The organism is Neorhizobium sp. T25_13, assembly GCF_002968675.1.
In the GTDB taxonomy this organism is placed as follows: Bacteria; Pseudomonadota; Alphaproteobacteria; order Rhizobiales; family Rhizobiaceae; genus Neorhizobium; species Neorhizobium tomejilense.
In genome coordinates this window covers 340,214-363,878 of record NZ_PVBI01000003.1, presented here as the reverse complement: position 1 = coordinate 363,878, position 23,665 = coordinate 340,214, and the positions used below count along the sequence as shown (strand labels likewise).

The 23,665-nt window shown below is 61.6% G+C and carries 29 protein-coding genes; 14 read left to right on the top strand and 15 right to left on the bottom strand.

Translation table 11 applies throughout. The features are described 5' to 3' along the window. Nucleotides 1–131: 131 nt before the first annotated feature. From C5J22_RS08870 to C5J22_RS08860, 3 genes are all read right to left on the bottom strand, one after another. The gene (locus C5J22_RS08870; RefSeq protein WP_105400896.1) at nucleotides 132–818 is read right to left on the bottom strand and encodes a metallophosphoesterase; all 687 of its coding nucleotides are present in this window, start codon (nucleotides 816–818) and stop codon (nucleotides 132–134) included. A 107-nt stretch (nucleotides 819–925) separates the two neighbouring features. Beyond that, the gene (locus C5J22_RS08865) at nucleotides 926–1,795 is read right to left on the bottom strand and encodes a nucleotidyltransferase family protein (protein ID WP_245440326.1); all 870 of its coding nucleotides are present in this window, start codon (nucleotides 1,793–1,795) and stop codon (nucleotides 926–928) included. Nucleotides 1,796–1,907: 112 nt separating this feature from the next. Continuing rightward, on the bottom strand, nucleotides 1,908–2,165 hold the full coding sequence (locus tag C5J22_RS08860; RefSeq protein WP_105437939.1) for a hypothetical protein: 258 nt from the start codon (nucleotides 2,163–2,165) through the stop codon (nucleotides 1,908–1,910). Nucleotides 2,166–2,307: 142 nt separating this feature from the next. On the opposite strand from C5J22_RS08860, the gene C5J22_RS08855 reads away from it, so the two are divergent. After that, a complete protein-coding gene (locus tag C5J22_RS08855) occupies nucleotides 2,308–2,496 on the top strand; it encodes a DUF3008 family protein (RefSeq protein WP_038544703.1) in 189 nt (62 codons plus the stop codon). Between the two features lie 110 nt (nucleotides 2,497–2,606). Beyond that, entirely contained in the window at nucleotides 2,607–2,837 is a 231-nt protein-coding gene (locus tag C5J22_RS08850) for a hypothetical protein (RefSeq protein ID WP_105437938.1), read from the top strand. 289 nt (nucleotides 2,838–3,126) lie between these two features. On the opposite strand, the gene hutX is transcribed toward C5J22_RS08850, so the two are convergent. After that, nucleotides 3,127–3,645, bottom strand: a complete 519-nt coding sequence (hutX, locus tag C5J22_RS08845) for a heme utilization cystosolic carrier protein HutX (protein WP_105437937.1) — start codon at nucleotides 3,643–3,645, stop codon at nucleotides 3,127–3,129. Nucleotides 3,646–3,653: 8 nt separating this feature from the next. Continuing rightward, complete coding sequence (locus C5J22_RS08840) at nucleotides 3,654–4,001, bottom strand: antibiotic biosynthesis monooxygenase (protein WP_105437936.1); 348 nt, start codon at nucleotides 3,999–4,001, stop codon at nucleotides 3,654–3,656. A 164-nt stretch (nucleotides 4,002–4,165) separates the two neighbouring features. Here C5J22_RS08840 and C5J22_RS08835 point away from each other — a divergent pair, with 164 nt between their 5' ends. From C5J22_RS08835 to C5J22_RS08825, 3 genes are read left to right on the top strand one after another with little or no spacing between them, the layout of a single operon-like run. Further along, nucleotides 4,166–5,050, top strand: a complete 885-nt coding sequence (locus C5J22_RS08835; RefSeq protein WP_105437935.1) for a hemin ABC transporter substrate-binding protein — start codon at nucleotides 4,166–4,168, stop codon at nucleotides 5,048–5,050. Then, entirely contained in the window at nucleotides 5,050–6,138 is a 1,089-nt protein-coding gene (locus C5J22_RS08830; protein ID WP_105437934.1) for an iron ABC transporter permease, read from the top strand. The genes C5J22_RS08835 and C5J22_RS08830 overlap by 1 nt, the downstream gene beginning before the upstream one ends. Next, nucleotides 6,135–6,917, top strand: a complete 783-nt coding sequence (locus C5J22_RS08825; protein ID WP_105437933.1) for a heme ABC transporter ATP-binding protein — start codon at nucleotides 6,135–6,137, stop codon at nucleotides 6,915–6,917. The genes C5J22_RS08830 and C5J22_RS08825 overlap by 4 nt, the downstream gene beginning before the upstream one ends. A 12-nt stretch (nucleotides 6,918–6,929) precedes the next feature. Here the strand turns inward: C5J22_RS08825 and C5J22_RS08820 are convergent, their stop codons facing one another. Further along, nucleotides 6,930–7,286, bottom strand: coding sequence for a YbaN family protein (locus C5J22_RS08820; protein WP_105437932.1), 357 nt, complete (start codon nucleotides 7,284–7,286; stop codon nucleotides 6,930–6,932). A 142-nt stretch (nucleotides 7,287–7,428) separates the two neighbouring features. Between C5J22_RS08820 and galE the strand changes: the two genes are divergently transcribed. From galE to C5J22_RS08800, 4 genes are all read left to right on the top strand, one after another. Next, nucleotides 7,429–8,418, top strand: a complete 990-nt coding sequence (gene galE, locus C5J22_RS08815; RefSeq protein ID WP_105437931.1) for a UDP-glucose 4-epimerase GalE — start codon at nucleotides 7,429–7,431, stop codon at nucleotides 8,416–8,418. Nucleotides 8,419–8,429: 11 nt separating this feature from the next. After that, a complete protein-coding gene (ung, locus tag C5J22_RS08810; RefSeq protein ID WP_105437930.1) occupies nucleotides 8,430–9,122 on the top strand; it encodes a uracil-DNA glycosylase in 693 nt (230 codons plus the stop codon). A 143-nt stretch (nucleotides 9,123–9,265) separates the two neighbouring features. Continuing rightward, a complete protein-coding gene (locus C5J22_RS08805; RefSeq protein ID WP_046635037.1) occupies nucleotides 9,266–10,198 on the top strand; it encodes a VOC family protein in 933 nt (310 codons plus the stop codon). A gap of 23 nt (nucleotides 10,199–10,221) precedes the next feature. After that, nucleotides 10,222–10,836: an alpha/beta hydrolase gene (locus tag C5J22_RS08800; RefSeq protein WP_105437929.1), complete on the top strand. Its 615-nt coding sequence runs from the start codon at nucleotides 10,222–10,224 to the stop codon at nucleotides 10,834–10,836. A 70-nt stretch (nucleotides 10,837–10,906) separates the two neighbouring features. On the opposite strand, the gene C5J22_RS08795 is transcribed toward C5J22_RS08800, so the two are convergent. Continuing rightward, nucleotides 10,907–11,824 carry a DUF4344 domain-containing metallopeptidase gene (locus C5J22_RS08795; RefSeq protein ID WP_105437928.1) on the bottom strand — a complete coding sequence of 306 codons (918 nt, stop codon included), beginning with the start codon at nucleotides 11,822–11,824 and terminating at the stop codon, nucleotides 10,907–10,909. 352 nt (nucleotides 11,825–12,176) lie between these two features. Between C5J22_RS08795 and C5J22_RS08790 the strand changes: the two genes are divergently transcribed. Next, nucleotides 12,177–13,604: an aldehyde dehydrogenase family protein gene (locus C5J22_RS08790; protein WP_105437927.1), complete on the top strand. Its 1,428-nt coding sequence runs from the start codon at nucleotides 12,177–12,179 to the stop codon at nucleotides 13,602–13,604. After that, entirely contained in the window at nucleotides 13,594–13,986 is a 393-nt protein-coding gene (locus tag C5J22_RS08785) for a RidA family protein (protein WP_105437926.1), read from the top strand. Before C5J22_RS08790 ends, C5J22_RS08785 begins: the two co-directional genes overlap by 11 nt. 8 nt (nucleotides 13,987–13,994) lie before the next feature. Here the strand turns inward: C5J22_RS08785 and C5J22_RS08780 are convergent, their stop codons facing one another. Beyond that, nucleotides 13,995–14,708 (bottom strand): hypothetical protein, encoded by a 714-nt coding sequence (locus C5J22_RS08780; protein ID WP_105437925.1) that lies wholly within the window; start codon nucleotides 14,706–14,708, stop codon nucleotides 13,995–13,997. Between the two features lie 279 nt (nucleotides 14,709–14,987). Between C5J22_RS08780 and C5J22_RS08775 the strand changes: the two genes are divergently transcribed. After that, nucleotides 14,988–15,416, top strand: a complete 429-nt coding sequence (locus tag C5J22_RS08775) for a L,D-transpeptidase (protein ID WP_105437924.1) — start codon at nucleotides 14,988–14,990, stop codon at nucleotides 15,414–15,416. Between the two features lie 8 nt (nucleotides 15,417–15,424). On the opposite strand, the gene C5J22_RS08770 is transcribed toward C5J22_RS08775, so the two are convergent. Continuing rightward, nucleotides 15,425–16,000 carry a transglycosylase SLT domain-containing protein gene (locus C5J22_RS08770; RefSeq protein ID WP_105437923.1) on the bottom strand — a complete coding sequence of 192 codons (576 nt, stop codon included), beginning with the start codon at nucleotides 15,998–16,000 and terminating at the stop codon, nucleotides 15,425–15,427. A 54-nt stretch (nucleotides 16,001–16,054) separates the two neighbouring features. Further along, entirely contained in the window at nucleotides 16,055–17,257 is a 1,203-nt protein-coding gene (locus tag C5J22_RS08765) for a low temperature requirement protein A (RefSeq protein ID WP_105437922.1), read from the bottom strand. Nucleotides 17,258–17,363: 106 nt separating this feature from the next. Between C5J22_RS08765 and C5J22_RS08760 the strand changes: the two genes are divergently transcribed. Continuing rightward, entirely contained in the window at nucleotides 17,364–17,972 is a 609-nt protein-coding gene (locus C5J22_RS08760; RefSeq protein WP_105437921.1) for a GNAT family N-acetyltransferase, read from the top strand. Nucleotides 17,973–18,088: 116 nt separating this feature from the next. Then, nucleotides 18,089–18,658: a dihydrofolate reductase family protein gene (locus C5J22_RS08755; RefSeq protein ID WP_105437920.1), complete on the top strand. Its 570-nt coding sequence runs from the start codon at nucleotides 18,089–18,091 to the stop codon at nucleotides 18,656–18,658. Here C5J22_RS08755 and C5J22_RS08750 read toward each other — a convergent pair. The 5 genes from C5J22_RS08750 to C5J22_RS08730 are packed head-to-tail and all read right to left on the bottom strand — an operon-like array spanning nucleotide 18,655 to nucleotide 23,615. Then, nucleotides 18,655–19,233, bottom strand: a complete 579-nt coding sequence (locus tag C5J22_RS08750; RefSeq protein ID WP_038544666.1) for an NAD(P)H-dependent oxidoreductase — start codon at nucleotides 19,231–19,233, stop codon at nucleotides 18,655–18,657. The two genes, C5J22_RS08755 and C5J22_RS08750, sit on opposite strands and share 4 nt — an antisense overlap. Then, nucleotides 19,233–20,639 carry an FAD-binding oxidoreductase gene (locus C5J22_RS08745; protein ID WP_105427009.1) on the bottom strand — a complete coding sequence of 469 codons (1,407 nt, stop codon included), beginning with the start codon at nucleotides 20,637–20,639 and terminating at the stop codon, nucleotides 19,233–19,235. The genes C5J22_RS08750 and C5J22_RS08745 overlap by 1 nt, the downstream gene beginning before the upstream one ends. Nucleotides 20,640–20,641: 2 nt before the next feature. Further along, the gene (locus C5J22_RS08740) at nucleotides 20,642–21,952 is read right to left on the bottom strand and encodes a cytosine deaminase (RefSeq protein WP_371412574.1); all 1,311 of its coding nucleotides are present in this window, start codon (nucleotides 21,950–21,952) and stop codon (nucleotides 20,642–20,644) included. After that, nucleotides 21,952–22,791 carry an ABC transporter permease gene (locus C5J22_RS08735; RefSeq protein WP_046632217.1) on the bottom strand — a complete coding sequence of 280 codons (840 nt, stop codon included), beginning with the start codon at nucleotides 22,789–22,791 and terminating at the stop codon, nucleotides 21,952–21,954. The genes C5J22_RS08740 and C5J22_RS08735 overlap by 1 nt, the downstream gene beginning before the upstream one ends. Then, nucleotides 22,791–23,615, bottom strand: a complete 825-nt coding sequence (locus C5J22_RS08730) for an ABC transporter ATP-binding protein (protein WP_105427011.1) — start codon at nucleotides 23,613–23,615, stop codon at nucleotides 22,791–22,793. The genes C5J22_RS08735 and C5J22_RS08730 overlap by 1 nt, the downstream gene beginning before the upstream one ends. Between the last annotated feature and the right edge of the window lie 50 nt (nucleotides 23,616–23,665).

Here is a 23,665-nt window from a genome sequence, read left to right as displayed (position 1 = left end):
TTTCCCTCTATCTCCGGTATTGCCCGAGCCCACGTTGATTGGCGCAGAGGGCGCGTCATATCCCTTCTCCCCGTCAGACGGGGAGAAGGTGGCGGCAGCCGGATGAGGGGCTATCTCAACAAAGATGGTCCTTACAATTCCAGCAGCGCATACGGTTTGCCCGTAGGCTTCTCGATATGCGAGGCGACATTGTAGACCGGGGCGCCGCCGGGTGTCTTTCCATGATAGGTGCCGCGATGGGCATGGCCGTGGACCACGGCAGAGACCGGGAAACGGTCGATGGTTTCGGCAAGGCGCGACGAGCCGAGAAACGGATAGATTTCCTCCGGCTCGCCAATCACGGTCTCGCGGATCGGCGCGTAGTGCAGAATGACCATGGCCCGCTCCGAACGAACCTGGCGCAGCGCGTTTTCGAGCCGCATGGTTTCCTCGACGCTTTCGGTGACCATCGCCTTGATGGCCGGCTCGCCAAAGGACCCGAGCATGTGGCGGCCGAAACCGCCTGCGAAACCTTTGGCACCTGCAAAGCCCACGCCATTGATCTCGACGGCCTCGCCTTCCAGCAGGTGGATGCCGGCATCTTTCAGGATATGGGTGACCTCCTCGACGCAGCCGCATTCGTAATCGTGATTGCCGAGCACGCCGACGATCGGGATCGAGCAGGAGCGCAGGTCGGCGGCCAATATTTCCGCCTCCTTCGGTTTGCCGAGATCGGTCAGATCGCCGGTCAGGACCAGGATATCGGCGGCTTGCGAGATCTCGCTGAAGAGTTCCCTGTAGGACGCCGAGCCGTGCTCCTTGATGTGCAGGTCGCCCATCGCGGCGATCCGCTGCTTGCCGTTCGCCTTCTTCGTGGATGCCTTGGTCGTGTCGGCCTTTTTTGTTTCCGTCTGGGCGGTGTCGCTCTTCGCGTCTGTCGCTTTGCTCACGCTAAGCCTCCTTGGGCCATTTCCTCTTCGACGCCGTCGCGAAGGTCACCTTCGCCGCCGACATCGGCGAAACCCCATTCCTTGACGTCGATCTCGAAATCCACGCGACTGAACATGCGGCCGCGGCAGATCTTCATCTGCGGCAGCGGCAGTTCGCGCTGCGCCTTCAGGCGGTCGAGCAATTCGTCCAGAAGCCAGTCGGGGACCTTGTCGCGCTCGGTCGGGTAGATCCAGCGAAAATTCAGGAGGTGGATCAGCAGCACCTCCCAATGCACTTCCATATGGCTCAGCAGCCGTTCCCAATCGATCTGGTCATGGGCGCGCAGGATCATATGGACGATATCGCCGCCGTCATAGCGGTGGCGGAGCTGCACGAAACATTTCGACCAGATGAGCTCGGTCGGCGCGATGATGCGCACCTTGTGGCCGTTCATCTCGATCTGGCGGGCGTTTTCGAACCACGCATCGCTGATCGGCATGGTGCCGTTCGACGCGGCGAAGATGACATCGAAGAAATGCCGGCCCTTCTTCACCTTGCCGAGCCAGCGGTCGTCCTCCACCTCGATATGATAACCCTTCTCCTTGAAGTGGGCGAGGATGCGGGCGTAGTCGCCGGCCTTGCAGAAGATGTCGAGATCCTTCGTCTGCCGGGTGATACCCGTATAGGCGCTGATGGCAAACGTGCCGGCCAGCAGGAACGGGATATGGCAGTTGGCGAGGTCCTCGACCGCCTCGGCGACAAAAGCTTCGGAATCCGCGTCGGCAAGCGTCGGCGCAGCCTTCACCTCCATTCCCGGCATGGTGTCGACCGGATGGGTGGCCTTCTCCCTCGGCAGGTTCTGCGCGGCATTCGCTTCAGCATTCATCGAGAATCTCCAAATCTTCAACTCGCGCATCAAATCTTCAACTCGCGCAGAGGAACACCCGGGCATGCCCGGAGGTTCCGCTTCGAATTGTTTGCGAGATGTGGGAGGGGCGTCAGCGTTCGGGATTGTCGGCATTGGCCATGGGGTTGGGACGGCCGTCCGGCTGGTCCAAGTCCTCACGTTCGTCGAGGTCTTCGAGATCGGTTTCCACCATGTAGGTGTCCCCGGCGCCGAGACGAGAGGCTTCCTTGACCGCCTCCTGGTTGGTCATGTCCATCTGCGCGTGAAGCGCGTCTTCGGCACGCTCCCGGCCATCCGTTTCAAAGCGTTCAGCTTCCTTGTCGTTGTCGATCTTGCGTTCGGCGTCCATGGGATGTTCCTTTCATCAAATTCTAGCCTGTCGCGGCAACGTCCTCTCCATCCAGAACACGCCGATGCCGGAGAGGTTCCGCCGGGCAGGGAACCAAGCATGAGCCTGCGGTGTTGGATGAGAAGTATAACAGGAGGCAGATATGCCAGCGAAATCCAAAGCACAGCAGAAGGCGGCCGGTGCAGCACTTGCCGCGAAACGCGGCGACATGAAGAAGAGCGAACTCAAGGGCGCTTCGAAGGGCATGGAGAAATCCATGAGCGAAAAGCAGCTCGAGGATTTCGCCTCGACCAAGCGCAAGGGCAAGCCGGATCACGCCGCTCACCACTGACGGATGCCGATTTGCCCGACGCCCGAACGGGGCTGCCGGTCCGAGACCGGAACTTCCCGGAAAGACGGACGTTCTTCGGAGCGCCGCCTTTTCGTGGAGGAAGAAGAGCCATGCCGCCTGAAGAACTCGATGCAACGCTGACCGCCCTGCCACTGAGGATCGGCGTCTATATTCCGGATGATCTGATGGAAGACTGGTTTGCGCCCAGAACGGGCATGAAGCCGGTGAGCGAGGCGGCCCTGAAGGCGGCCGAGGCCTATGGCCGCCGCTTCGAATGCGAATTTAAATATTATCCCGAGCGGATGGAAGGCGTTTTCTGGAAATGGGTGCCGGCCCTCTAGGCAGCTTTCAGGCCCGATGAGACCTGAAGATCGTTGAAGCGCGCCGCGCCGCTAAAAGATCGCTTGCCTCTCACAAGCGATCGGTCCGCCTATGGGCGCGGCGGCGCCTCTTTCTCATGACAACCACCTTCAAGGGCGGCACTTGGCTAAACGATCATCACGCAGCCAACCCACTCCGCAAGCCCTGCCACGCCCTCCAATGCAGGGGAAAACGAAAGGTTCCGCCCGGCAAGTGATTCGGACGGTTATTTTTCGCCCGAATCACCAAAACTCACGGAGCCGCCATCGCTCAGGCGTAACTGTCGCGCAGTGCTTCGAACTTCTGAAGCTGCTCGGCGATCAGTTCGCGCGCGGCATCCCGTTTGACGAACACCTTGAACATCGCCGAACCCTTGGCATTCATGAACCAGACCGAGCAGGAGCGGCGGCCGTGGAAGGCGCGGTCGACGAAGGTCACGGAGGCGCAGTTCTCCTTCTTGATGTGACCGCCGATCGGGCTGTCGCCGTGGATGTTGAACCAGCCATGGCCTTCCGAACCCATCGGCAGGCTGCCTTCGGCTTCCAGCACGATGTCTTCGGTATGGACGATGAACAGGACTTCGCCCCAGGTGGTCATCTCGGCCCAGATATCCGCGAACCTCTCCTTGTCGGCGATGACCGCCGCACCCTTCGGCAGGATTTCGAGGATTTCGGCGGGCGTCACGTCAGCCTTGGCGGCGATCGCCTCGACGACGCCGTCGGGCTTCTCCGCCAACGCGGCGAGTGCCCGTTCGCGACGGTCCGGCTTGATTTCGGAAACGGCGTTCATCAGGAGCCTCAGGCTGCTATGTCGGCGCGCACGCCGTTCTTGTCTTCGTGAATGATCACTTCGAAACCTTCGAAATGCGGGCCCGATAGATATTCCACCTTGCCGCGGTTCTCGCCGGCCTTGGCATGGGCGGCGCGGAACTGTTCCGATTTCGTCCAGGCCTGAAAGTCCTCGAAGGTTTCCCAGAGGGTATGGGATGCGTAGAGGGTGTGATCTTCAGCCTTGGGGCCTTTGAGCATGTGGAATTCGACATAACCGGGCAGCTCCGCGAGGCGGCCCTGGCGACCGCGCCAGATGGCCTCGAACGCTTCTTCATAGCCCGGCACGACGCGGAATCGGTTCATCGCGATATACATGGATAGTCCCTCACTTAAAGTTTCACTTTCGGCTCAAGATATCTGCGGCCGGTCCCCTTGAAAAGCCTAAAAAACTTGCGTAGTCAACTCAAGTTATCGCCGCCGGCCAGGCGGACCTGAGGCCCTGTTGCGCCTCGGTTTGGGCAGACAAGGAGCAGAGTATCATGGGGTCTTCCTTCACCTTGAGGGGGCTTTTCGCAGCCGTCCTCCTGGGCACCGGTCTCGTCGCGGGCGTTGCCGCTGCATCCGACAAGGGCAATCCGGAAGCCAAGCGGATCGTCTCCATCGGCGGCACGATTACCGAGATCCTCTATGCGCTCGGCGCCGAGGACCGGATCGTAGCACGGGACTCGACGAGCTTCTATCCGGATGCGGCCAATTCCAAGCCCGATGTCGGTTACATGCGCGCCCTGTCTGCGGAGGGCATTCTCGGCCAGAAGCCTGACCTGATCCTGATGGAGGAGGGTTCCGGCCCGCCGCCGGTGATCGAAATCCTGAAAGCCAGCGAAGTGCCGATGGTCGTCATCCCGACGCCGCCGAAGGTGGATGCGATCGGCAGGAAGATCCGCGACGTGGGTGCGGCGGTCGGGCTTTCCGACAAGGCTGACGCCCTTGCCGTAAAGACGGAAGACGGACTGAAGAAGCTCGCCGCCGACGTTGCCAGGATCCCCGGCCCGAAAAAGAAGGTTCTGTTCGTGCTGTCGCTCGCCAATAACCGCGTCATGGCCGGCGGTGCCGACACGGAAGCGGGCGCCGTGATCGAAATGGCCGGCGGTATCAATGCCGCGCCGACGATCAACGGCTACAAGCCGCTTGCCGACGAAGCCGTCATCGCCACCAAGCCGGATGTAGTGCTCTCCATGTCGCGCGGCGACCACACGATCACGCCGGAACAGGTTTTCGCGATACCGTCGATGCAGACGACGCCGGCTGCCGCCAACAAGGCGCTGGTCACCATGGATGGCCTGCTGCTGCTCGGCTTTGGCCCGCGCACGCCGGACGCTGCCCGCACGCTCGCGGCCCGGATCTATCCGGGGGCGATCAACTGATGATGAAGGCGCTGGCGATGCCCTTCCGCGTTGCTGCCGATGGAGACCGGACGCGCCAGGGCGTCATCGTGCTTCTTCTGCTGGCGGTGATGCTGTTTGTCGCGTGCCTGCTTTCGCTCGGCATCGGCCCGACGGGCGTCGGCCTGCGTGATCTCTGGACCTACGCGACCGGTAACAGCGCCAGCCTTTCGACCCAGGACCGGGTGATCCTCGAGGCGGTTCGCCTGCCACGCACAGCGCTTGGTCTTCTGGTCGGGGCCGGGCTTGCCGTCTCCGGCGCGATGATGCAGGGCCTGTTCCGCAATCCGCTTGCCGATCCCGGCATCGTCGGGGTGACTTCCGGCGCGGGGCTTGCCGCCGTTGCGGCGATCGTGCTCGGCAACGGCATTCTGGCACCGGTCGCCATGGTGCTCGGCAACCAGTTCCTGCCGCTGATGGCCTTCTTCGGCGGTCTCTTCAACACCTGGGCGCTCTACATCATCGCCACCCGCGACGGGCGGACCTCGACGACGACGCTGATCCTGTCGGGCATCGCGATCGGCGCGCTTTCGGCGGCGCTCATGGGCCTGCTGATCGTCATGGCCGACGACCGGCAGCTGCGCGACATCACCTTCTGGAACCTCGGCTCGCTCGGGGGCGCCACGTTCGGCCGGGTCTTGTCCATCCTGCCTTTCGTCGGCGCGGTGATGGTGATCATGCCCTTCGTGGCGCGCGGGCTCGATGCGCTGGTGCTCGGCGATGCGGCCGCGTTCCATATGGGGATACCGGTGCAGCGGCTGAAGAAGATCGTCATCGTCGCTGTCGCCGCCGCCTGCGGCTCGACCGTCGCTGTCGCCGGCTCGATCGGTTTCGTCGGCATCGTCGTGCCGCATCTGCTGCGCCTCGTCATGGGGCCGTCGCACCGGTTCCTACTGCCGGGTTCGGCGCTCGGCGGTGGTGCGCTGCTGCTGGTTGCCGACAGCGTCGCGCGCACCGTCGCTGCTCCGGCGGAACTGCCGATCGGCGTCATCACCGCGTTGTTCGGCGCTCCGGTCTTCCTCTTCCTGCTGCTGGGTAAAAACGGCATCACCACGCGGGACATGCCATGATTTCCGCCGAACACGTCACCGTCGCCCGCTCGGGCCGTAAACTGCTCGACAATGTCGGCCTCGAACTCCAGGCGGGGCGTTTCACCGTCGTCATCGGCCCGAACGGCGCCGGCAAATCGACGCTGATGAAGGTGATCTCCGGGGAGATGAAACCCGATGCCGGTTTCGTCAGCTATCACGGCACCAGCGTCGACCTCTGCCAACCCGTCGAACTTGCCAAGCGCCGGGCGGTGCTGCCGCAGGCGACGCAGCTCGCCTTTCCGTTCACCGCCCTCGAAATCGTCCGGATGGGCGCCGTCGCGCAAGGGGCGCTCAATCCGACCGAACAGGCACGCCAAGCCTTGTCACGCGTGGGCTTGCGCGGTTTCGAAAGCCGGCCCTATCCGTCGCTGTCGGGCGGAGAACAGCAGCGGGTGCAGTTCGCGCGCGCACTCGCGCAGGTGCCGCAGCCGGTCGCAGATGGCGTGCCGCGGGCGCTGTTTCTCGACGAGCCGACCGCCAGCCTCGACCTCGGACACCAGATCTCGGTGCTGGAAATCGCCCGCGACTTCGCCAATGCCGGCGGGATCGTGCTCGCCATCCTGCACGACCTCAACCTGGCTGCCGAATTCGCCGACCATCTCGTGGTGTTGAACCACGGCCGGGTGGTGGCGGAAGGCGCCTGCACGGAAACGGTGAACGACGAGATCATCGCCAGCGTCTATGGAATAACCGGTGCCGTCGGCCGCCTGCCGGCAGCCCACATCCCCTACGTATTACCGCAATCGCGGCACCGCTGAACGATTGGATGGTCAGGTGTCCGGGCGGGTGACGATGAAGGTCGCCGAGCCGAGCATGACCGCGGCGACCAGCGCCGCCCGCCACAATGGCGGCGAGGTGCCGAACCAGAACACCGCATAACTCACCGCCATCAGCGAAATGGCGGCGATCTTCGCCTTCTGTGCGATCGCACCCTTTTCCCGCCAGCTGCGCAGCGAAGGCCCGAATTTCGGGTGCTCGATCAACCATGCCTCCAGCCGCGGCGAGGAGCGGGCGAAACAGGCCACCGCCAGCAGCAGAAACGGCGTGGTGGGCAGGACAGGCAGGAAAGCGCCGACAATGCCGATTGCGACGAACAGCCATCCGAGGGCGAGAAAGAGAAGACGCATGAAATGACCTATGGAATATCCTGACTACGATAGACAAGTTCGGAGTTGGCGTCTCTATCCAAATTTCTGACGCGCGTCCGCCCTTCCCATTTAGCCGCCGCCGGTTATAGTGCCGCCGGCTTCAATAACCGCAGGGGAAATGATGTCAGTGAAGAAAGTACTCGTGGTCGGCGGGGCCGGCTATATCGGCTCCCATACGTGCCTGGTGCTCGCCGAGCGAGGTTATCAGCCGATCGTCTTCGACAATCTCTCCAACGGGCATGCGGAATTCGTGCGCTGGGGTGAGCTGGAACAGGGCGATATCCGCGATCGTGCCCGGCTCGACGAGGTGTTTGCCAAACACAAGCCGGACGCGGTGCTGCATTTCGCGGCGCTGATCGAAGTGGGTGAATCGGTCAAGAACCCGGTCGCCTTCTACGACAACAATGTGATCGGCGCACTGACGCTGCTGTCGGCGGCGATCGATGCCGGTGTGAAAGCCTTCGTGTTTTCCTCGACCTGCGCCACCTATGGTCTGCCGGACCGCGTGCCGATGGACGAGACCCACAAACAGGCGCCGATTAACCCCTATGGCCGTACCAAATTCATCGTCGAGCAGGCGCTGAAGGACTACGGCACCTACAAGGACCTGAAATCGGTCATGCTGCGCTATTTCAATGCGGCCGGCGCCGATTTCGAGGGCCGGGTCGGAGAGTGGCACACGCCTGAGACCCATGCCATTCCGCTCGCGATCGAGGCGGCGCTCGGCCGTCGCCAGGGTTTCAAGGTCTTCGGGGACGATTACGACACCCGCGACGGCACCTGCGTGCGCGACTATATCCATGTGCTCGATCTGGCCGACGCGCATGTTCGGGCGGTCGATTACCTTCTCGCCGGCGGCGAAACGGTCGAACTCAACCTCGGCACCGGCACCGGCACGACGGTGAAGGAACTGCTGGCGGCGATTTCGACGGTTTCCGGAAAACCGTTCCCGGTGGAATATACCCGCCGGCGCGAAGGTGATTCCACGTCGCTGGTCGCCAATAACGACAAGGCGCGGGCGGTGCTCGGCTGGGAGCCGAAATACAGCCTGAACGATATCATCCGTTCCGCCTGGGATTGGCATTCCCGCTCCAACCATCATGTGATCTGAAGGGCCAAGACATGGCGGAAGGCGAGGTCAAGCTCGAGGAAAGCTGGAAACATGCGCTCGGGCCTGAGTTTTCCAACCCGTATATGAGCGAATTGCGCCGCTTCCTCGTTGCCGAAAAGGAAGCGGGCAAACGCATCTTCCCGAAGGGCTCGGAATATTTCCGGGCGCTCGATCTGACGCCGCTCGACGAGGTGAAGGTGGTGATCCTCGGCCAGGATCCCTATCACGGCTTTGGCCAGGCGCATGGGCTTTGCTTCAGCGTTCGTCCGGGCGTGCGCGTCCCGCCGTCGCTCGTCAACATCTACAAGGAGATGGAGACGGATCTCGCCATTCCGCCGGCCAGGCACGGATGCCTCGAACATTGGGCGGAACAGGGTGTCCTGCTCCTGAACAGCGTGTTGACGGTCGAGGAGGCGAGGGCGGCCTCGCATCAGGGCAAGGGCTGGGAACGGTTCACCGATGCGGTGATCCGGGCTGTCAACGACGAGTGCGACGGTGTCGTCTTCATCCTGTGGGGCTCCTATGCCCAGAAGAAGGCGGCCTTCGTCGATCAGCAGCGCCATCTGGTGATCAAGTCGGCCCATCCGTCGCCGCTTTCCGCGCATAACGGCTTTCTGGGCTCGCGGCCGTTTTCCAAGGCGAATACCTATCTGCAATCGATCGGCAAGAATCCGGTCGACTGGCGCCTGCCGGAACAAGCCTAGTTCTGTGAACGATTGACCAATGGTCGTCTACGCAGAGTGAACAATGCGTTCGGATGGTCGCGTCTATCCAATCTCCGGTCCTTCCACCATCTTTACCCCAGAACAGCAGGCCGCACAGGCGGTCCGCAGAAAAGGGGTTTAAAATGCTAGACCAGATCAAGGGCCTCCACCACGTCACGTCGATGGCGGCAAGCGCCAGCACCAACAACAAGTTCTTCACCGACACGCTCGGCCTTCGCCGGGTCAAGAAGACCGTCAACTTCGACGCTCCAGATGTCTACCATCTCTATTATGGCGACGAAGTCGGTTCTCCCGGCTCGGTGATGACCTATTTCCCGTTCCCGCATATCGCCCGCGGCCGTCAGGGCACCGGCGAAGTCGGAACGACGCTCTTCTCGGTTCCCGAGGGCTCGTTCGGTTTCTGGACCGACCGTCTGACGAAAGCCGGTGCGGAAGGCATCAAGGCCGATACGGCATTCGGTGAAAACCGCCTGCATTTCGCCGGTCCGGATGGCGACGGGTTCGCTCTCGTCGAAGTCAAGGACGATGCCCGCAAGCAATTCGTCGGCAACGGCATTTCCGAAGATCATGCGATCCGCGGCTTCCACTCCGCTTCGCTTCGTCTTCGCGATGAAGGTGCTACCGCCGAACTCCTGAAGTTCATGGGCTATCAGCAGATCGACGACAAGGATGGCGTGCTGAGGCTTGCCATGCCGGGCGGCAACGGTGCCGATGTCATCGACATCGAAACCATGCCGAACATTGCCCGCGCCAATCTCGGTGCCGGCTCGGTCCATCACATCGCCTTTGCCGTCGAGAACCGCGCAAAGCAGCTCGAAGTCCGCAAGGCGCTGATGGATACCGGTTACCAGGTCACTCCGGTCATCGACCGCGATTACTTCTGGGCGATCTATTTCCGCACACCCGGCGGCGTGCTGTTCGAAATCGCCACCAACGAACCCGGCTTCGATCGGGATGAGGATACCGCCCATCTCGGCGAAGCCCTGAAGCTGCCCGCACAGCACGCACATCTGCGGGCAACGCTCGAACAACATCTCGAACCGCTGGACGCCTAACCGACGCGTCCAAGGAGACCATCATGAGTTACGACAGTTATGTGCACCGGGCGCGCCCCGGTGCTCCCGGAGCGCCGATCCTGTTCGTCTTTCACGGCACCGGCGGTGACGAAAACCAGTTCTTCGAGTTCGGCGGCCGGCTTTTGGCCGGCGCCACGGTGATCTCGCCGCGCGGCGACATTTCCGAACACGGTGCTGCGCGCTTTTTCCGGCGCAAGGCCGAAGGCGTTTACGATTGCGAGGATCTTGCCCGGGCGACCGAGCGGATGAGCGAATTCGTCGCCGCCAACCGGGAACGCTACGGTTCCTCGACCGTGCTCGGCCTCGGTTTCTCGAACGGCGCAAACATTCTCGCCAATATCATGATCGAGAAGCCCGGCCTGTTCGATGCGGGCGTGCTGATGCATCCGCTGATCCCGTTCACGCCGAAGGACCGCAAGCTCGAAGACAAGGCCTATGTGTTAATCACTGCCGGCCAGCATGACCCGATCAGTTCCGTCGAGCAGACAACCGACCTTGCCGACTATTTCAAGAAGCAGGGCGATACGGTGACGTTGGAATGGCACGGCGGCGGACACGAAATCCGTCCCAACGAGATCGAAGCCGCCAAGACGTTCTTTGCGCCCTATGGCGCCTGAACGCGACGACGAAAACGCCCGGCGTCAGGCTTGTGAAGGCTGATGCCGGGCGTATTTTTGCGGGCGCTTTCTACCAGCGAGCCGTTGCCTTGCCGATCAGGTTCTGGAGGGTGGGCTTTTTCTCGTCATCGACCGCGTCTTCGCTGTCGCCCGTTTTGCCCTCTTCCTCCTTAAAATATTTTGCGACGGTCTGCATGTGCCACTGCATCAGCTCATAGCAGTATATCACCTCCCGCTCGCCCGACGACCAATAGGCATTCGGTTCGCCGCATTCGGCGGCCGTCAGCTTGATGCCGTCCTCCAGCTTGTAGAGACCCGAGAGAAGCTCGGCGAGGATATCCAGAACCTTCGCCGTCTTCGTCAGGTCCGCATAGTCCTCGAGTTCCTTGTTGTCCGGCTTCTTGTAGGTGATCGTAAACTTGTTGTTCTGCCCGTCGGTCCGCAGGTGCGGTTTCAGGAGGCCGAACCAGCTGTCATGGGCTTTCAGATATTCGCCGACGCACTGCCTGCGGCGTCCCTCCGGAAATTCGAGGCTGTCGGCCGATTCCTTGAATTTCTCCGCATCCTTGCCGACCATCATGCAGACCATGCTGAAGGCGCGCTGGCGGTCGAGCGCGTGGACGTCCCACATGGCCAGTTCCTGTTCGGCCGCCTCGCTGGCCTCTGCGGAAAATGTCCAGCCATCGACTGAATCGGTTAGCGCCGTGTCGAAAACTTCGTCGTCGGCCTCCAGCAGGAGCAGTGTGGAAAGCGTGTCCACCGCATCCTCCTCACGGCCAAGAACCGGTAGGTTGAATTCTGAAACCAGCATGTGTCCGGCTTCATGAAACAGGAAAAACAGCGCATTGCCGAATGCGAACTCGACGCTGTCCTCGACCTGCTGCTTGGAAAGACCCTGAAGATCGTCGGTGAGGGCTGTCGCTTGTGCGCCGGGCATGGGCAGCGCAAAAAGCCCGAGAAGGGCGAGAGGGAGAAGGCTGCGTCGCATCGGGCCTGCCTGCTTTCTGAAAGCCGTGTTGATCTGTCGCGTCGATGGCCCAGCGTTGCGGAAAGTCGCTTGGTCGTCGCAAGGTCGATCTAATCCGTAACATCGAGCTTTTAAGTTCGGATGAAGCGGTATTGTTGCTGATATGTTTCGACGGGTTTTACGAACATTTAAGGTCTGTTGAAATTCCCCGGCTTTCTCTGGCCTGCAAGAGCAAAGGCGTCGGCTGCCGAGCGCTGTCTGGCGATGGAACAAGTCTCCGCACTTCGTCTTTTCGACGCATCCGCCGGGCTTGCGAGGGCGATGGCGATGGCCGATAGTGGCTCACCATTTCCTCGACGCGTGGAGATTTCCCATGAGCAACCACTTGAAATTCTTCATCGACGGTGTCTGGGTCGAGCCGGTCATTCCGGTCGCGCTCGACGTCATCGACCCGTCCACCGAAGAGGCCTATACGCGGATCGCGCTCGGTTCCAAGGCGGATGTGGACAAGGCCGTCGCAGCCGCCAAGGCCGCTTTCGCGTCTTTCTCTCAGTGGTCGAAGGAGGAGCGGCTGGCGCTGCTCCGCCGTATCCTTGCCGAATACGAAAAGCGTTACGAGGATATTGCGCAAGCCGTTTCCCAGGAAATGGGCGCGCCGATCGGCTTTGCCCGGGACGCGCAGGCCGCCGCCGGGCAGGGGCATCTCAAGGCGACCATCGAGGCGTTCGAAGCCTACGAATTCACTGAGACGCGCGGCACGACGGCCATCGTGAAAGAGCCGATCGGCGTCTGCGCTCTCATCACGCCGTGGAACTGGCCGCTCAACCAGATCGTCTGCAAGGTGGCGCCGGCGATCGCCGCCGGCTGCACCATGGTGCTCAAACCCTCCGAGATCGCGCCGATCAGCGGCATCATCTTTGCGGAAGTGATGGAGGCTGCCGGCACGCCGAAGGGCGTCTTCAACCTCGTCAACGGTACCGGTCCGGATGTGGGCCAAGTGATGGCCGGGCATCCGGATGTCGACATGGTGTCCTTCACCGGCTCGACCCGCGCCGGGGTGATCGTCGCCAAGACCGCTGCCGATACCGTGAAGCGCGTGGCGCAGGAACTCGGCGGCAAGTCGCCCAACATCATCCTGGCGGATGCGGAATTCGAAAAGGCCGTGGCCGACGGCGTGACCGCCTGCCTTGGCAATTCCGGTCAATCCTGCGACGCACCGACCCGGATGCTGGTGCCGGCCCAGCGTCACGATGAGGCGCTTCAAGTTGCCAAGGCTGCGGCTGAAAAGCTCAAGACCGGCGACCCGCGGGCCGACGGGATAGATCTGGGCCCGGTGGTCAGCCAGGTCCAGTTCGACAAGATCCAGCGGCTGATCGAGGCGGGCATTACCGAAGGCGCGACACTCGTCACCGGCGGCCCCGGCCGGCCGGAAAACCTCAACCGCGGCTACTATATCCGTCCGACCGTGTTCGGAAACGTTACCAACGACATGACCATCGCCCGCGAGGAGATATTTGGGCCGGTCCTGTCGATCCTCCCTTACGAGACCGAGGAACAGGCAATCGAGATCGCCAATGACACGCCCTACGGGTTGGCCGCCTATGTCCAGTCCGGCGACCTTGCCCATGCCCGCAAGGTGGCGGCGCGGCTGCGGGCCGGTTCGGTGTTCATCAATTATCCCGAATGGGATCTCTTTGCGCCCTTCGGCGGCTTCAAGCAATCCGGCAACGGCCGCGAATACGCCGACTGGGCCATTCACGACTTCCTCGAAATCAAGGGTATCGTCGGTTATGGCATTTAAGACCTTCAATCCTTCCTCCGTCCGCAAGCCGTTCGGCGGCTATAATCATGGTTTGCTCGTCCCTCCGGGCGCAAGCCTGCTGGTGAGCTCCGGCCAGCTCGGCATTTCGCCGGAAGACAGGATCCCGCCGGACGTGGCAGGGCAGGCCGAACTCTGCTTCAAGGCGATCGGCGCGATCCTCGAAGAGGCAGGCATGACCTATGCGGACGTCATCCGCATTTCCGGCTTCGTCACCAGCCGCGAGGATTTTCCCGCCTACATGATGGTGCGGGACCGTTATACGCTCGATCCGAAACCGGTCTCGACCCTGATCGTCGTCGGTGGCTTCACCCGCGCCGAATTCCTGGTCGAAGTGGAGGTGACGGCGGCGAAGGTGATTTGACGTCGCCCTTAGAACTCGATGACCGAGATGATCCTGGCTTGCCGTTTTGGCGAGACTTGCGGCGTGTCGGGCGGCAACTGGAATGTCCGGAGCTTTGTCGTCATGGAGATGGTCGGAAACACGGCGTTTATCTCCGCCAGATGCTCTTTGGAAACCTTTGATCGTTCACAGCCACCCTTTTGATCCCAAAGCTCCCTAGCAATGCTGCTACTGACTGCCGAGGTGACTGCGTCACCTGCGAGGTCGTTCCTGTCCACTTTGTTTTCCCTGATCAGCGTCTTGATCGCTTCGCCCAGGATTTTTGCGGATTCGTCGAAATCGACATTGCGAAGGTTGGAAAAACGGGCATCGGACGCGCCATCGACAAGACAATGGCGGGCTTCGAACACCCAGTCGTGGATCATATAGGCGGGGGCATATCCCCACGGTGACAGGCCCTTGAACAGCTGCCCCACCTTGGGGATGGAACCGCCATCGGTGTACATCAGACCAGGCTTTATGATCTGGACCGCGCCGCTGCCGGTAGGGCGTTTAAATGTCAGTTCCGAGCCGGGCGCCGGTACGAAGACAAATTTCCCGTCGCCGCTAGTGCTGCCCTCTCCAACCCACATGACGAACAGCTTGCCGCTGAAGGCGCCGGGTTGCAGATCACGGTAATAGATCGTGCCGCAGCCAGTCAGTATAAGCATGGCGGCCAGCGTGGCTTTAATCCAATATTTCATGTCCATGCTCCCCTTAGATCCAAGGATGCCAAAAAAAGCCGATATTGCAACCCTCCCGTGTCGCTGGCTTAGTTTATTTTTCTCCTCATCCGGTTCCGACGTGAATTTTGCAGGAGAAAATTCATCACTTTTGAAGGTTCTCGATTTTTTTCTTATTATCACAAGAATCTCTTCTTGGTGTTTTCGAAGTGTTGAGCTTCTTATCGTAAATCAGATTTCAGTTTTCAACCTATCCTTTCCGGCGGGGGCTGGTCGGGACATCATTGCTGGGGGTTTTCTATGCGTTGTATCGTAATGGGAGCCATGGCGCTCTTCTGTGCGCAATTTCTCGCACCCGCTGCTTTTTCTGCAAGTCTTGTCGCCAGCGTCAGCCTCTCGTCGCAAACCATGACCGTCGAGCAGGATGGCGTGGTGGTTTACGAATGGAAGGTCTCGACCGCGCGTTCGGGTTATTCGACGCCGACGGGGAACTGGGGTGCCAAGTGGCTGTCCAGGGATCACCGTTCGCGCAAATACGACAACGCACCGATGCCGTTTGCGGTGTTCTACAACGGCGGTTATGCCGTCCATGCGACCTTCGAGACGAAGCGGCTGGGCCGACCTGCCTCGCATGGCTGCATCCGCCTGCATCCTGAAAACGCAGCGACGTTCTTCTCGCTCGCCAGCCGGCACGGAGTGTCGAACACGCGCATCGTCGTCAGCCGCTAGGTTTCGCCTTAATAGCCGCAGCTTCTGAGCTGCGCTTCGTATTTGGCGGCCATGCCGGCGGATTTCTGGGCGGTCTGCTTGACGCCGTTGCCGAACTGGCCGCGCGCGTAGCCGGCCTGGCCGGTGTAGTAGGCGAGGTAGAGGTTGTAGCTGTCGGCGAGCGGGATGCCGTTCTTGAGATGGCTCTGGTTGTGATACCAGCCGACGAAATGGACGGCATCGCCGAAGTCGGTGCGGCTGGCGCTCCAGCGGCCGGTATCCTTCTTGTAGCTCAGCCACGTGCCGTCGAGAGCCTGGGCGTAACCATAGGCCGTCGAGGTGCGCGTCCAGGGGATGAAGCCGAGCAGCTTGGTGCGCGGCGGCCGGGCATAGGGCTGGAAACCGGATTCCACATAGATCGTCGCCATCAGGATCGGCACCGGCACGCCGAATTCCCGCTCCGCCTTCTTGGCGTCACGCGCCCAGTTGTTGAACAGCCCGTCGCGCTGCTCGAAGATCGCGCAGGCATTGGTGACCCTGCTCGGCGCAGACGCGCAGGCAGACAGGGACACCGTCAGGAGGGCGATGAAAAACGCAATACGCATCGCTTAATCTCTCGGTTTCCAGAGATTAATAACCGGTAAAATTTAAGGAAAAGTTTAATGGTCGGGATGAGATGTCGGTGGCGCTAAATAAGCGCGGCCGGCAAAGAAATTTCTGACGATGACGGCGAGTGCGGTCGTGGCCGCGATGCCTTCCAGGCCGAGCCCGATTGCCGGCACGACCAGCGTCAGAACAGCAAATACCGCGAGCGTGAAACGTGCCGGGCCGATGCAGACATAGCGGTCGCGCACGAACCACAGGCTCGCCAGATAGATCGCGACCGGGATCGCCACTGCGTAGTCGCCGACGAGGATGGAGACCTCGGAATGGTGGGTGATGATGTCGACGAGCACGGCAAAACCCGCGCCGACCGCCGCGCCTGAGGTGAAGATGAAGAAGTGGCCGTAGCCCCAGAGAAGCGAACGTCTCAGGTGATGGCTGTCGAGTTGTTCCTCGCGGGCAAAATAGACCCACCAGAGCGAAAAGACGATGACCAAGGCCGATAGCGCCGTATGCACCAGCATGAGGTTGAATTCGCCGGCGAACTGGCGCAACGCGATAGAGCCGGCAAGCAGCGTCTCGCCGAGCACGATGATATTGAGCAGGCCGTAACGTTCGACGATGTGGTGGCGATGCCAGGGTGTGTTGGCGGTCAGCCGTTCCGCGACGGCCGGCACGGCCAGTTCCAGAACCACGGCGAGCGCCCAGAGGATATAGGATACGCCGAAGGTGAGGGGTTGCAGGAAGAGGAAGCTCAGCCAGAGAAGCTGGACGAGGAAGATCCCGATCGCATAACCGAGCGCGGTGGGGCGGCAGCCCGGGTCGTGATAGGCGGCCCGCAGCCACAGGATGATCATGGCGATGCGCATGACGGCGTAGCCATAGATCACCAGCGTGAAATCCGGCGCCTCCGTAAAGAGGGCCGGAATGCCGGCGGCAATCGTCAGCGAGCCACCCATCAGCACCATGGTCAGCAGCCGATAGACGACGTCGTCATTGTCATAGGCAGACGAGAACCAGGTGAAGTTCATCCAGGCCCACCAGATGGCGAAGAAGGCCATGATGAAGGTCATCACGCCCTGTGCCGCATGGTTTTCGGCAACCGCGTGATGCAGCCCGGCCGCTGCCGAAGCGATCGCGATCACCGACACGAGGTCGAACAGCAGTTCGAGCGGAGTTGCGACCCGGTGATGCTCGTCGGGATCCCGGGGATGCAGGGGACGCAGGATAGTGGCGAGTGGTGAAGCTTGCTTCGTCATCGTTTGCCTGCCCCTGAGCATCAAGATTCGCGATCGAGGGAAATAGCGCAAAAAAGCGTGTTCAAGTAAAGAGTGGCAGGCGATATCGCGATGATCGAGGCTTGGGATGCGCGACGTTCTTGAGACGGAAAGGCTGATATTGCGGGAAATCGGAAAAGCCGACCTGCCGATTTTGTTTCGCATCTTCGGTGATGCCGAGAGCATGCGCTTCTACCCGCGCGCCAAGAGTTTCAAAGAGACCGAGGCATGGTTCGAAAAACTCGCCTTCCGGAGTTATGAGGAGCACGGTTTCGGTCTCTGGGGCATGGTCGAGAAGGTGACCGGCGAGCTGATCGGTGATTGCGGCATTACACTTCAACCGACGCCCCACGGCTTGGAGCCGGAGATCGGCTATCATCTCCGGCGCGAGTGGCTCGGTTGCGGTTATGCCTTCGAGGCGGCCGCTGCCTGCCGTGATTTCGGTATGGGCGGCCTCGGTTTCGAGCGGATCGTCTCGATCGTCAGCCCGGAAAATATTCCGTCGCTCCGCGTTGCGGCGAGGATCCATCAGCGGTGGGAAATCTACCGGACGGTGACAGCGGCCGGGGCGGAGGTGGACCGGTTTCTGTTCATCTCCGAGCGGAATCTGCCGGACACAGACGAACCGGATGCGGCCACGCGGGTCGCAATGGTCGAGGCGGAAACCTTGCGTCTCGGTGAGGCCCGCCGGGATTGAAGATAAGAATGAATTTTATTGGGGATCAGGTGTTGTCGGCCGCCGCGAGGCAGGTGCGTCCTAGGAGCGGAAGGACGTGATGACGCGTCCCGTCAACCGAACCATAGGACACGACAATGACTTCCAAGATCATCGTTTCACAATACATCTCGCTCGACGGCGTCATCCAGGATCCGGTTGGCATGGAGAATTCCGGCCTTGGCGACTGGACGGGTCCCTTTACCCGCGGTCCGCACGGCGACCGGTTCAAGCATGCCGAGTTGTTTTCCGTATCCGCAGTGTTACTCGGCCGCACGACCTACGACGGGTTCGCCGCCGTGTGGCCGCAAGTGAAGGACGAGGAGGGTTTTGCCGACCGGATCAACGCAATGCCGAAATTCGTCGCATCCAACAGCCTTTCGGACGCGGCCTGGAACAATACGACGGTGCTGTCCGGCGATGTCGTCGCAAAAGTGCGGGCGCTGAAGGAGACGCTCGACGGAGACATCCTGATCTACGGCAGCGCCGGGCTGGTGCATTCGCTGATGCCGGCGGGCTTGATCGACCAGTATAACCTGATGGTCTATCCGACCGTGCTCGGGCGCGGCACCCGGCTTTTCCCGCAGGAGTATTCCCTCGGCCAGTTGGTGTTCATCGATGCGCTGCCGTTCAACGACGGCATCGTGCATCTGCGCTACGCGGTCTAGAACCGCTCCATCTCCCGCCGCACCTTGTCGAGGAAGGCGGCGCGTGTCTGCGGCGTGCAGTTGTTCATGTCGTAATGGGCGAGAAACGTCACCGGCCGGGCTGGGTTGGTCTGTACCCGCAGCACGCGTTTCGACAGCTTTCGCGGCGGGTCGCCGGCGAGGAAGGCGCGCCAGCGGGTGGCGCCGTAGGTGGTGACCACCGCCACCTTGTCGATATGCAGTTTTCGCGTGAGCTTGCCGTCCTTCAGCTCGAAGGTGATGCCCGGCAGCCAGACGCGGTCGAAATAGCCCTTCAGCATGGCCGGCCAGCCGAAATTCCAGACCGGGGTGACGATCACCAGCCCTTCGGCCGCCTGCAGCCGGTCGACATAGGGTTTCACCAGCGACAGGTTGTTGGGGTAGTCGTGATAGGTCATCCGGTCATGACGCGACATGACCGGATCGAAACCTTCGGCATAGAGGTTGCAGTCGTCCACCTCGTGGCCGGCCTTCAGAAGGCTTTCGCGCGCCTGCCTGTGCAACGCGGCACCATAACTTTCCTCGACCGGATGGGAATGGACGAGCAGGACCCGCATCAGCCACCTGCTGCGGCAAGGCCCGGGAAGAGGTAGTTCTTGCCGGCGGAAAAATCGAAATCGGGATTGTCCCAGGCGATCATCTTGCCGGGGTTGAGCAGCCCCTTCGGATCGGTCTCCTTCTTGAAGGCGAGCTGGACGGTATCCGTCTGTTTCATGCCGCCTTCTTCCAGCGTATAGCGGTGCGGGTTGAAGATCGGGCAGCCGTTGTCGCGATGGATCTGCATGATCTCTTCCAGCCGCTCCCTGGTCGTGTAACGGACGAGAGGCAGGCCGGAGCACTGCATGCGACCGTCGAACTTGATGAATTCCAGATGGCCCGGCACCTCGTCGCCAAACAGTTTCGTCATCTTCTCGACCTTGGCGACGTGGTCCGGCCCCGGATACTGGACCTGGAGATAGGTGAAGCCGGGATCGACCTTCAGGGCGCGCAGCGTCGTATGGTTCCAGGCCAGTTCATAGGCATGCGGAATGCCCTTCATGCTCTCGACCTTGTCGGAGCGGAACAGGATCTCGCCCTTCTGGCGCTCTGCAAAGGCGGTGAAGGCGTCCATCGAATGCGGCGCAATCATCAGCACGACGATCGACTGGTTGCGGTCGCGCAAGAACGGCTTGTGGCGTGGGAAATAGTCGTAAGGGATCGGGGCCGCGATCGGGGCGATTTCCTTGATCAGCAGGCCGTTCTTGTGAGCCAGCGCATCGCCGAAGCGCACCGCATCCATGAAGTCGTCGTAACCGACCAGCACGTCCACCCAGTCATAGGCGGGGGCCAGCGGCATCTCGACCTCGACGATGATGCCGTTGGTGCCATAGGCGTGGGTGACCTTCTGCAGGTCCCAGGCCGTCAGGTCGAGCACGCGCGGTTCGGCCTCCATGGTAACGACGCGCAGGCGCAGGATATTGCCCAGGTCGCGAAGGCCGCCCCAGTGGATCGAGCCGACGCCGCCGGAACCGCCGGCGACAAAGCCGCCGATCGTCGCCGTCTGGGCGGTGGAGGGGTGGAAGCGCAGTTCCTGGCCGGAATGGGCCTTGGTCTGCCGGTCGAGCTCGGCGATCACGATGCCCGGCTCGGCGATGACGCGGCCCGGATGGATTTCCTTGACCTTGTTCATGTTGATGAGGTTGAGCACGATGCCGCCGGAAAGCGGCATGGCCTGGCCGTAATTGCCGGTGCCGGCACCGCGCGGGGTGACCGGCACGCCATGGGCATAGGCGACCTTCAGCACCCGGATCACCTCTTCCTCGCTTTTCGGCGAGACGACGAGATCGGCGGTGACGCTCTCGAGTTCCTCCTTGAGGATCGGCGAATACCAGTAGAAATCGCGGCTCTTCTGGCGCACCAGCGCCGGATTGTCCTCGACCGCGAGGCCTTCGAGTTCTTTCTTGATCTGTGCGTAATCCGGCATGTTCACTTGTCCAAAATCGGGTCCAGGTTACGGTAATCCGGCAGGCGACGGTCGATGCCCATGCCATTCCGCATCACGATGCGGTCAGCCTGCGGACGGGAAAGGAATTCGCTCCAGCGCCTTGCGCTGAACAGCACGAGGTCGGCGGCCCCACCTTCGGCGATGACGCCGATATCCGGCCGTCCGAGGATTTCGGCGGGCGTCGAGGTGACGACGCGCGCGGAGGTATCGAGCGGGTGGTCGAGATGCAGGATGCGGACCGCCTCGCGGAAAACCTCGACCGGATCCATGTCGCCATAGGCGTAGAACGGATCGCGGGTATTGTCGGAGGAAACGGCGGTTTTCACGCCAGCGGCCGTCAATTCATGGAACAGCGTGACGCCGCGCCAGCGCGGCGTGCGGCCGGCATGGCGGTCCTGCAGGTACATGTTGCACATCGGTAGCGACACGACCGAAATGTCGGCCTTGGCGACCTTGTCGATGACGCGCCTTGCGGTCTCGTCGTCCTGCCTTGCCAGCGAGCAGCAATGGCCGACGGTCACCGAGCCTTCGAAACGGTTGCGGAGTTTTGCTTCGGCAATGGCTTCCAGGGTCAGGACCTGCTTGTCTTCCGTCTCGTCCACATGCAGGTCGATGTCGAGGCCATTGTCGGCGGCCGCCTTGAAGAGCGTATCGAGGATACGTTCGAAATCCGGCAGGATGCGGGTGGCGCCGCCGAGCAGCCCGCCATAACGGCTCGTCGTCGCGACGATGCCGCCGAAGATGCTTTCGTCGAGCACGTTTTCCAGCGGCAGCAGGGCGACAGCCTGCAGCGCGATCCGATCTTTCCATTCAGCGCGAATCTCGTCGAACAACGGAAAGGAGATATCCGGCTGCGGCGGGATGCTGTCGAGATGGGTGCGGATCAGCTTCGTGCCGTGAGCATAGGCGCTTTTCAATGAGAATTCGAAGCGGGCGCGAATATCCTCGGCCGACCAGTTGGCGATCCGGTCCTCGCGCACATTCATCAATGCGCCTTCGAACGTGCCGTCCGGGTTTGGGCGGCGGTCCCAGAAATGTCCCTTGTCGAGATGGGTATGCATGTCGGCGAAACAGGGCCAGACCATGCCGCCGCGCATATCCGCCGCCGTCAGATCGGCAGACGCCGAGCCTTTCGGCAGGATAGCCTCGATCTTCCCGTCCGCGATGACGAGATCGGCCTCCATGAGGCCGTCCTTTACGACAGCCGGCAGGCCCTTGACGAGGACGGCCGGCAGCGTCGCATTGGTGAGTGCGAAACGGCGGGCGTCGGGAAGCGTCACGAAGGCAGTCATCAGTTTTCTCTTTTCAGGCTGCTTTCATGCCAGCGATGCAGGAAAAACCAGGAGATGAAGGAGGTGATCGCAAAAATCACCACGCCGAGCAAGGACAGCAGGATCAGTGCCGCAAACAGGCGCGGAATGTTGAGGCGATACTGAGATTCGAGCAGCCGGAAGGCAAGGCCGGAACCGGCACCCGCCGAGCCCGCCGCGAATTCCGCAACGACGGCCGCGATCAGCGCCAGGCCTCCCCCAATCCTCAGGCCCGTCATGAAATAGGGGAGCGAGGAGGGGAGTTTCAGGTAGAGCAGCGTCTGCCAGCGCGAGGCACCGTAGAGATCGAAGAGGTTGAGCAGGTTGTGGTCAACGCTCTTCAGACCCTGGACCATGTTCGACAGGATCGGGAAGAAGGCGACGAGGAAGGCGCAGATCAAAAGCGCCACCTGGGTCGTCGGCGCATAGATGAGGATCAGCGGCGCGATCGCCACGATCGGCGTCACCTGCAGGATGACCGTGATCGGATAGAAGGCGGTCTCGATCCATTTCGACTGGATGAGGAAGACGGCGATGCCGACGCCGCCGATCAGCGCCAGCGCCAGCGCCTGCATGGTGATCTGCGTCGTCACCCAGAGAGCGGGCGAGAGCGTGCCCCAGTCGTTGTAGAGCGAGTTCGCGACCGCCAGCGGCCCCGGCAGGATGTATTGCGGAATGCTGTTGACGGTGATGATGAACTGCCAGAGGAGGACGAGGCAAACCACCACGCAGATCGGGACGAGGGTGCGCAGCAGCGTATCGCGGTTGCGGCTGAGGAAGCCCGGCTTCGGCGGCACGAGGGCGGTATCGGTGTCGGCCATCAATGTTCCTCCCCGCCGATTGCTTCGATGAGCATGGTCGAGACCTTTTCGCAGGCCTGGCGGTATTCTTCCGAGGTGCGGTAACGGGCGTCGCGCTCGAGGCTCGTGACCAGCGGGAAATCCGCATGCACCCGGCCGGGCCGCGCCTTCATCACTACGATGCGGTTGGAGAGGTATGCGGATTCGAACACGGAATGGGTGACGAAGATCACTGTGATGCCGGTCTCGCGCCACAGACGCAGCACGTCGTCGTTGAGTTTCTGGCGGGTGATTTCGTCGAGCGCTGCAAACGGCTCGTCCATCAAGAGCAGCTTCGGTTTGGTGACCAGCGCACGGGCGATCGAAACGCGCATCTTCATGCCGCCCGACAGTTCGCGCGGATAGGCGTCGGCAAAATCCTGGAGACCGACGGTCGCCAGCGTGTTCATGATTTCGTCGCGGGCGGCGGACTTGGAGACGCCGCGCAGTTTCAGCGGCAGATAGACGTTGCCGAACACCGTCTGCCACGGCATCAGCGTCGGTTCCTGGAAGACGAAGGAAATGTCGCCTTCCGGCAGGCCTTTGGAGTTGATGCGCGAACTCGGCCAGTCGATCGTGCCGGTCGAGACGTCGCCGAGCCCGGCAATGATGCGCAGTGCCGTCGATTTGCCGCAGCCGGAAGGGCCGAGCAGACTGACGAATTCGCCCCCCTCGACCGTCAGCGACATGTCGGAGAGCGCCAGCGTGCCGCTGGAGAAGGTTTTCGAGACGGAGCGCATGACGACCAGCGGGCGTCTGCGTGTCTCCCCGGGAGCGGGTATCAACGGGGCTTGGGACATGCTCATTGCGGGCCTTGAACTTAGTCGGGACAGGGCGGCAATTCCCTCTTTCCCGT

Coding starts and splice junctions, on each gene's coding strand:
- C5J22_RS08870 (WP_105400896.1), bottom strand. CDS start 818: ATGGGCGACCTGCACATCAAGGAGCACGGCTCGGCGTCCTACAGGGAA.
- C5J22_RS08865 (WP_245440326.1), bottom strand. CDS start 1,795: ATGAATGCTGAAGCGAATGCCGCGCAGAACCTGCCGAGGGAGAAGGCC.
- C5J22_RS08860 (WP_105437939.1), bottom strand. CDS start 2,165: ATGGACGCCGAACGCAAGATCGACAACGACAAGGAAGCTGAACGCTTT.
- C5J22_RS08855 (WP_038544703.1), top strand. CDS start 2,308: ATGCCAGCGAAATCCAAAGCACAGCAGAAGGCGGCCGGTGCAGCACTT.
- C5J22_RS08850 (WP_105437938.1), top strand. CDS start 2,607: ATGCCGCCTGAAGAACTCGATGCAACGCTGACCGCCCTGCCACTGAGG.
- hutX (WP_105437937.1), bottom strand. CDS start 3,645: ATGAACGCCGTTTCCGAAATCAAGCCGGACCGTCGCGAACGGGCACTC.
- C5J22_RS08840 (WP_105437936.1), bottom strand. CDS start 4,001: ATGTATATCGCGATGAACCGATTCCGCGTCGTGCCGGGCTATGAAGAA.
- C5J22_RS08835 (WP_105437935.1), top strand. CDS start 4,166: ATGGGGTCTTCCTTCACCTTGAGGGGGCTTTTCGCAGCCGTCCTCCTG.
- C5J22_RS08830 (WP_105437934.1), top strand. CDS start 5,050: ATGATGAAGGCGCTGGCGATGCCCTTCCGCGTTGCTGCCGATGGAGAC.
- C5J22_RS08825 (WP_105437933.1), top strand. CDS start 6,135: ATGATTTCCGCCGAACACGTCACCGTCGCCCGCTCGGGCCGTAAACTG.
- C5J22_RS08820 (WP_105437932.1), bottom strand. CDS start 7,286: ATGCGTCTTCTCTTTCTCGCCCTCGGATGGCTGTTCGTCGCAATCGGC.
- galE (WP_105437931.1), top strand. CDS start 7,429: ATGTCAGTGAAGAAAGTACTCGTGGTCGGCGGGGCCGGCTATATCGGC.
- ung (WP_105437930.1), top strand. CDS start 8,430: ATGGCGGAAGGCGAGGTCAAGCTCGAGGAAAGCTGGAAACATGCGCTC.
- C5J22_RS08805 (WP_046635037.1), top strand. CDS start 9,266: ATGCTAGACCAGATCAAGGGCCTCCACCACGTCACGTCGATGGCGGCA.
- C5J22_RS08800 (WP_105437929.1), top strand. CDS start 10,222: ATGAGTTACGACAGTTATGTGCACCGGGCGCGCCCCGGTGCTCCCGGA.
- C5J22_RS08795 (WP_105437928.1), bottom strand. CDS start 11,824: ATGCGACGCAGCCTTCTCCCTCTCGCCCTTCTCGGGCTTTTTGCGCTG.
- C5J22_RS08790 (WP_105437927.1), top strand. CDS start 12,177: ATGAGCAACCACTTGAAATTCTTCATCGACGGTGTCTGGGTCGAGCCG.
- C5J22_RS08785 (WP_105437926.1), top strand. CDS start 13,594: ATGGCATTTAAGACCTTCAATCCTTCCTCCGTCCGCAAGCCGTTCGGC.
- C5J22_RS08780 (WP_105437925.1), bottom strand. CDS start 14,708: ATGAAATATTGGATTAAAGCCACGCTGGCCGCCATGCTTATACTGACT.
- C5J22_RS08775 (WP_105437924.1), top strand. CDS start 14,988: ATGCGTTGTATCGTAATGGGAGCCATGGCGCTCTTCTGTGCGCAATTT.
- C5J22_RS08770 (WP_105437923.1), bottom strand. CDS start 16,000: ATGCGTATTGCGTTTTTCATCGCCCTCCTGACGGTGTCCCTGTCTGCC.
- C5J22_RS08765 (WP_105437922.1), bottom strand. CDS start 17,257: ATGACGAAGCAAGCTTCACCACTCGCCACTATCCTGCGTCCCCTGCAT.
- C5J22_RS08760 (WP_105437921.1), top strand. CDS start 17,364: ATGCGCGACGTTCTTGAGACGGAAAGGCTGATATTGCGGGAAATCGGA.
- C5J22_RS08755 (WP_105437920.1), top strand. CDS start 18,089: ATGACTTCCAAGATCATCGTTTCACAATACATCTCGCTCGACGGCGTC.
- C5J22_RS08750 (WP_038544666.1), bottom strand. CDS start 19,233: ATGCGGGTCCTGCTCGTCCATTCCCATCCGGTCGAGGAAAGTTATGGT.
- C5J22_RS08745 (WP_105427009.1), bottom strand. CDS start 20,639: ATGCCGGATTACGCACAGATCAAGAAAGAACTCGAAGGCCTCGCGGTC.
- C5J22_RS08740 (WP_371412574.1), bottom strand. CDS start 21,952: ATGACTGCCTTCGTGACGCTTCCCGACGCCCGCCGTTTCGCACTCACC.
- C5J22_RS08735 (WP_046632217.1), bottom strand. CDS start 22,791: ATGGCCGACACCGATACCGCCCTCGTGCCGCCGAAGCCGGGCTTCCTC.
- C5J22_RS08730 (WP_105427011.1), bottom strand. CDS start 23,615: ATGAGCATGTCCCAAGCCCCGTTGATACCCGCTCCCGGGGAGACACGC.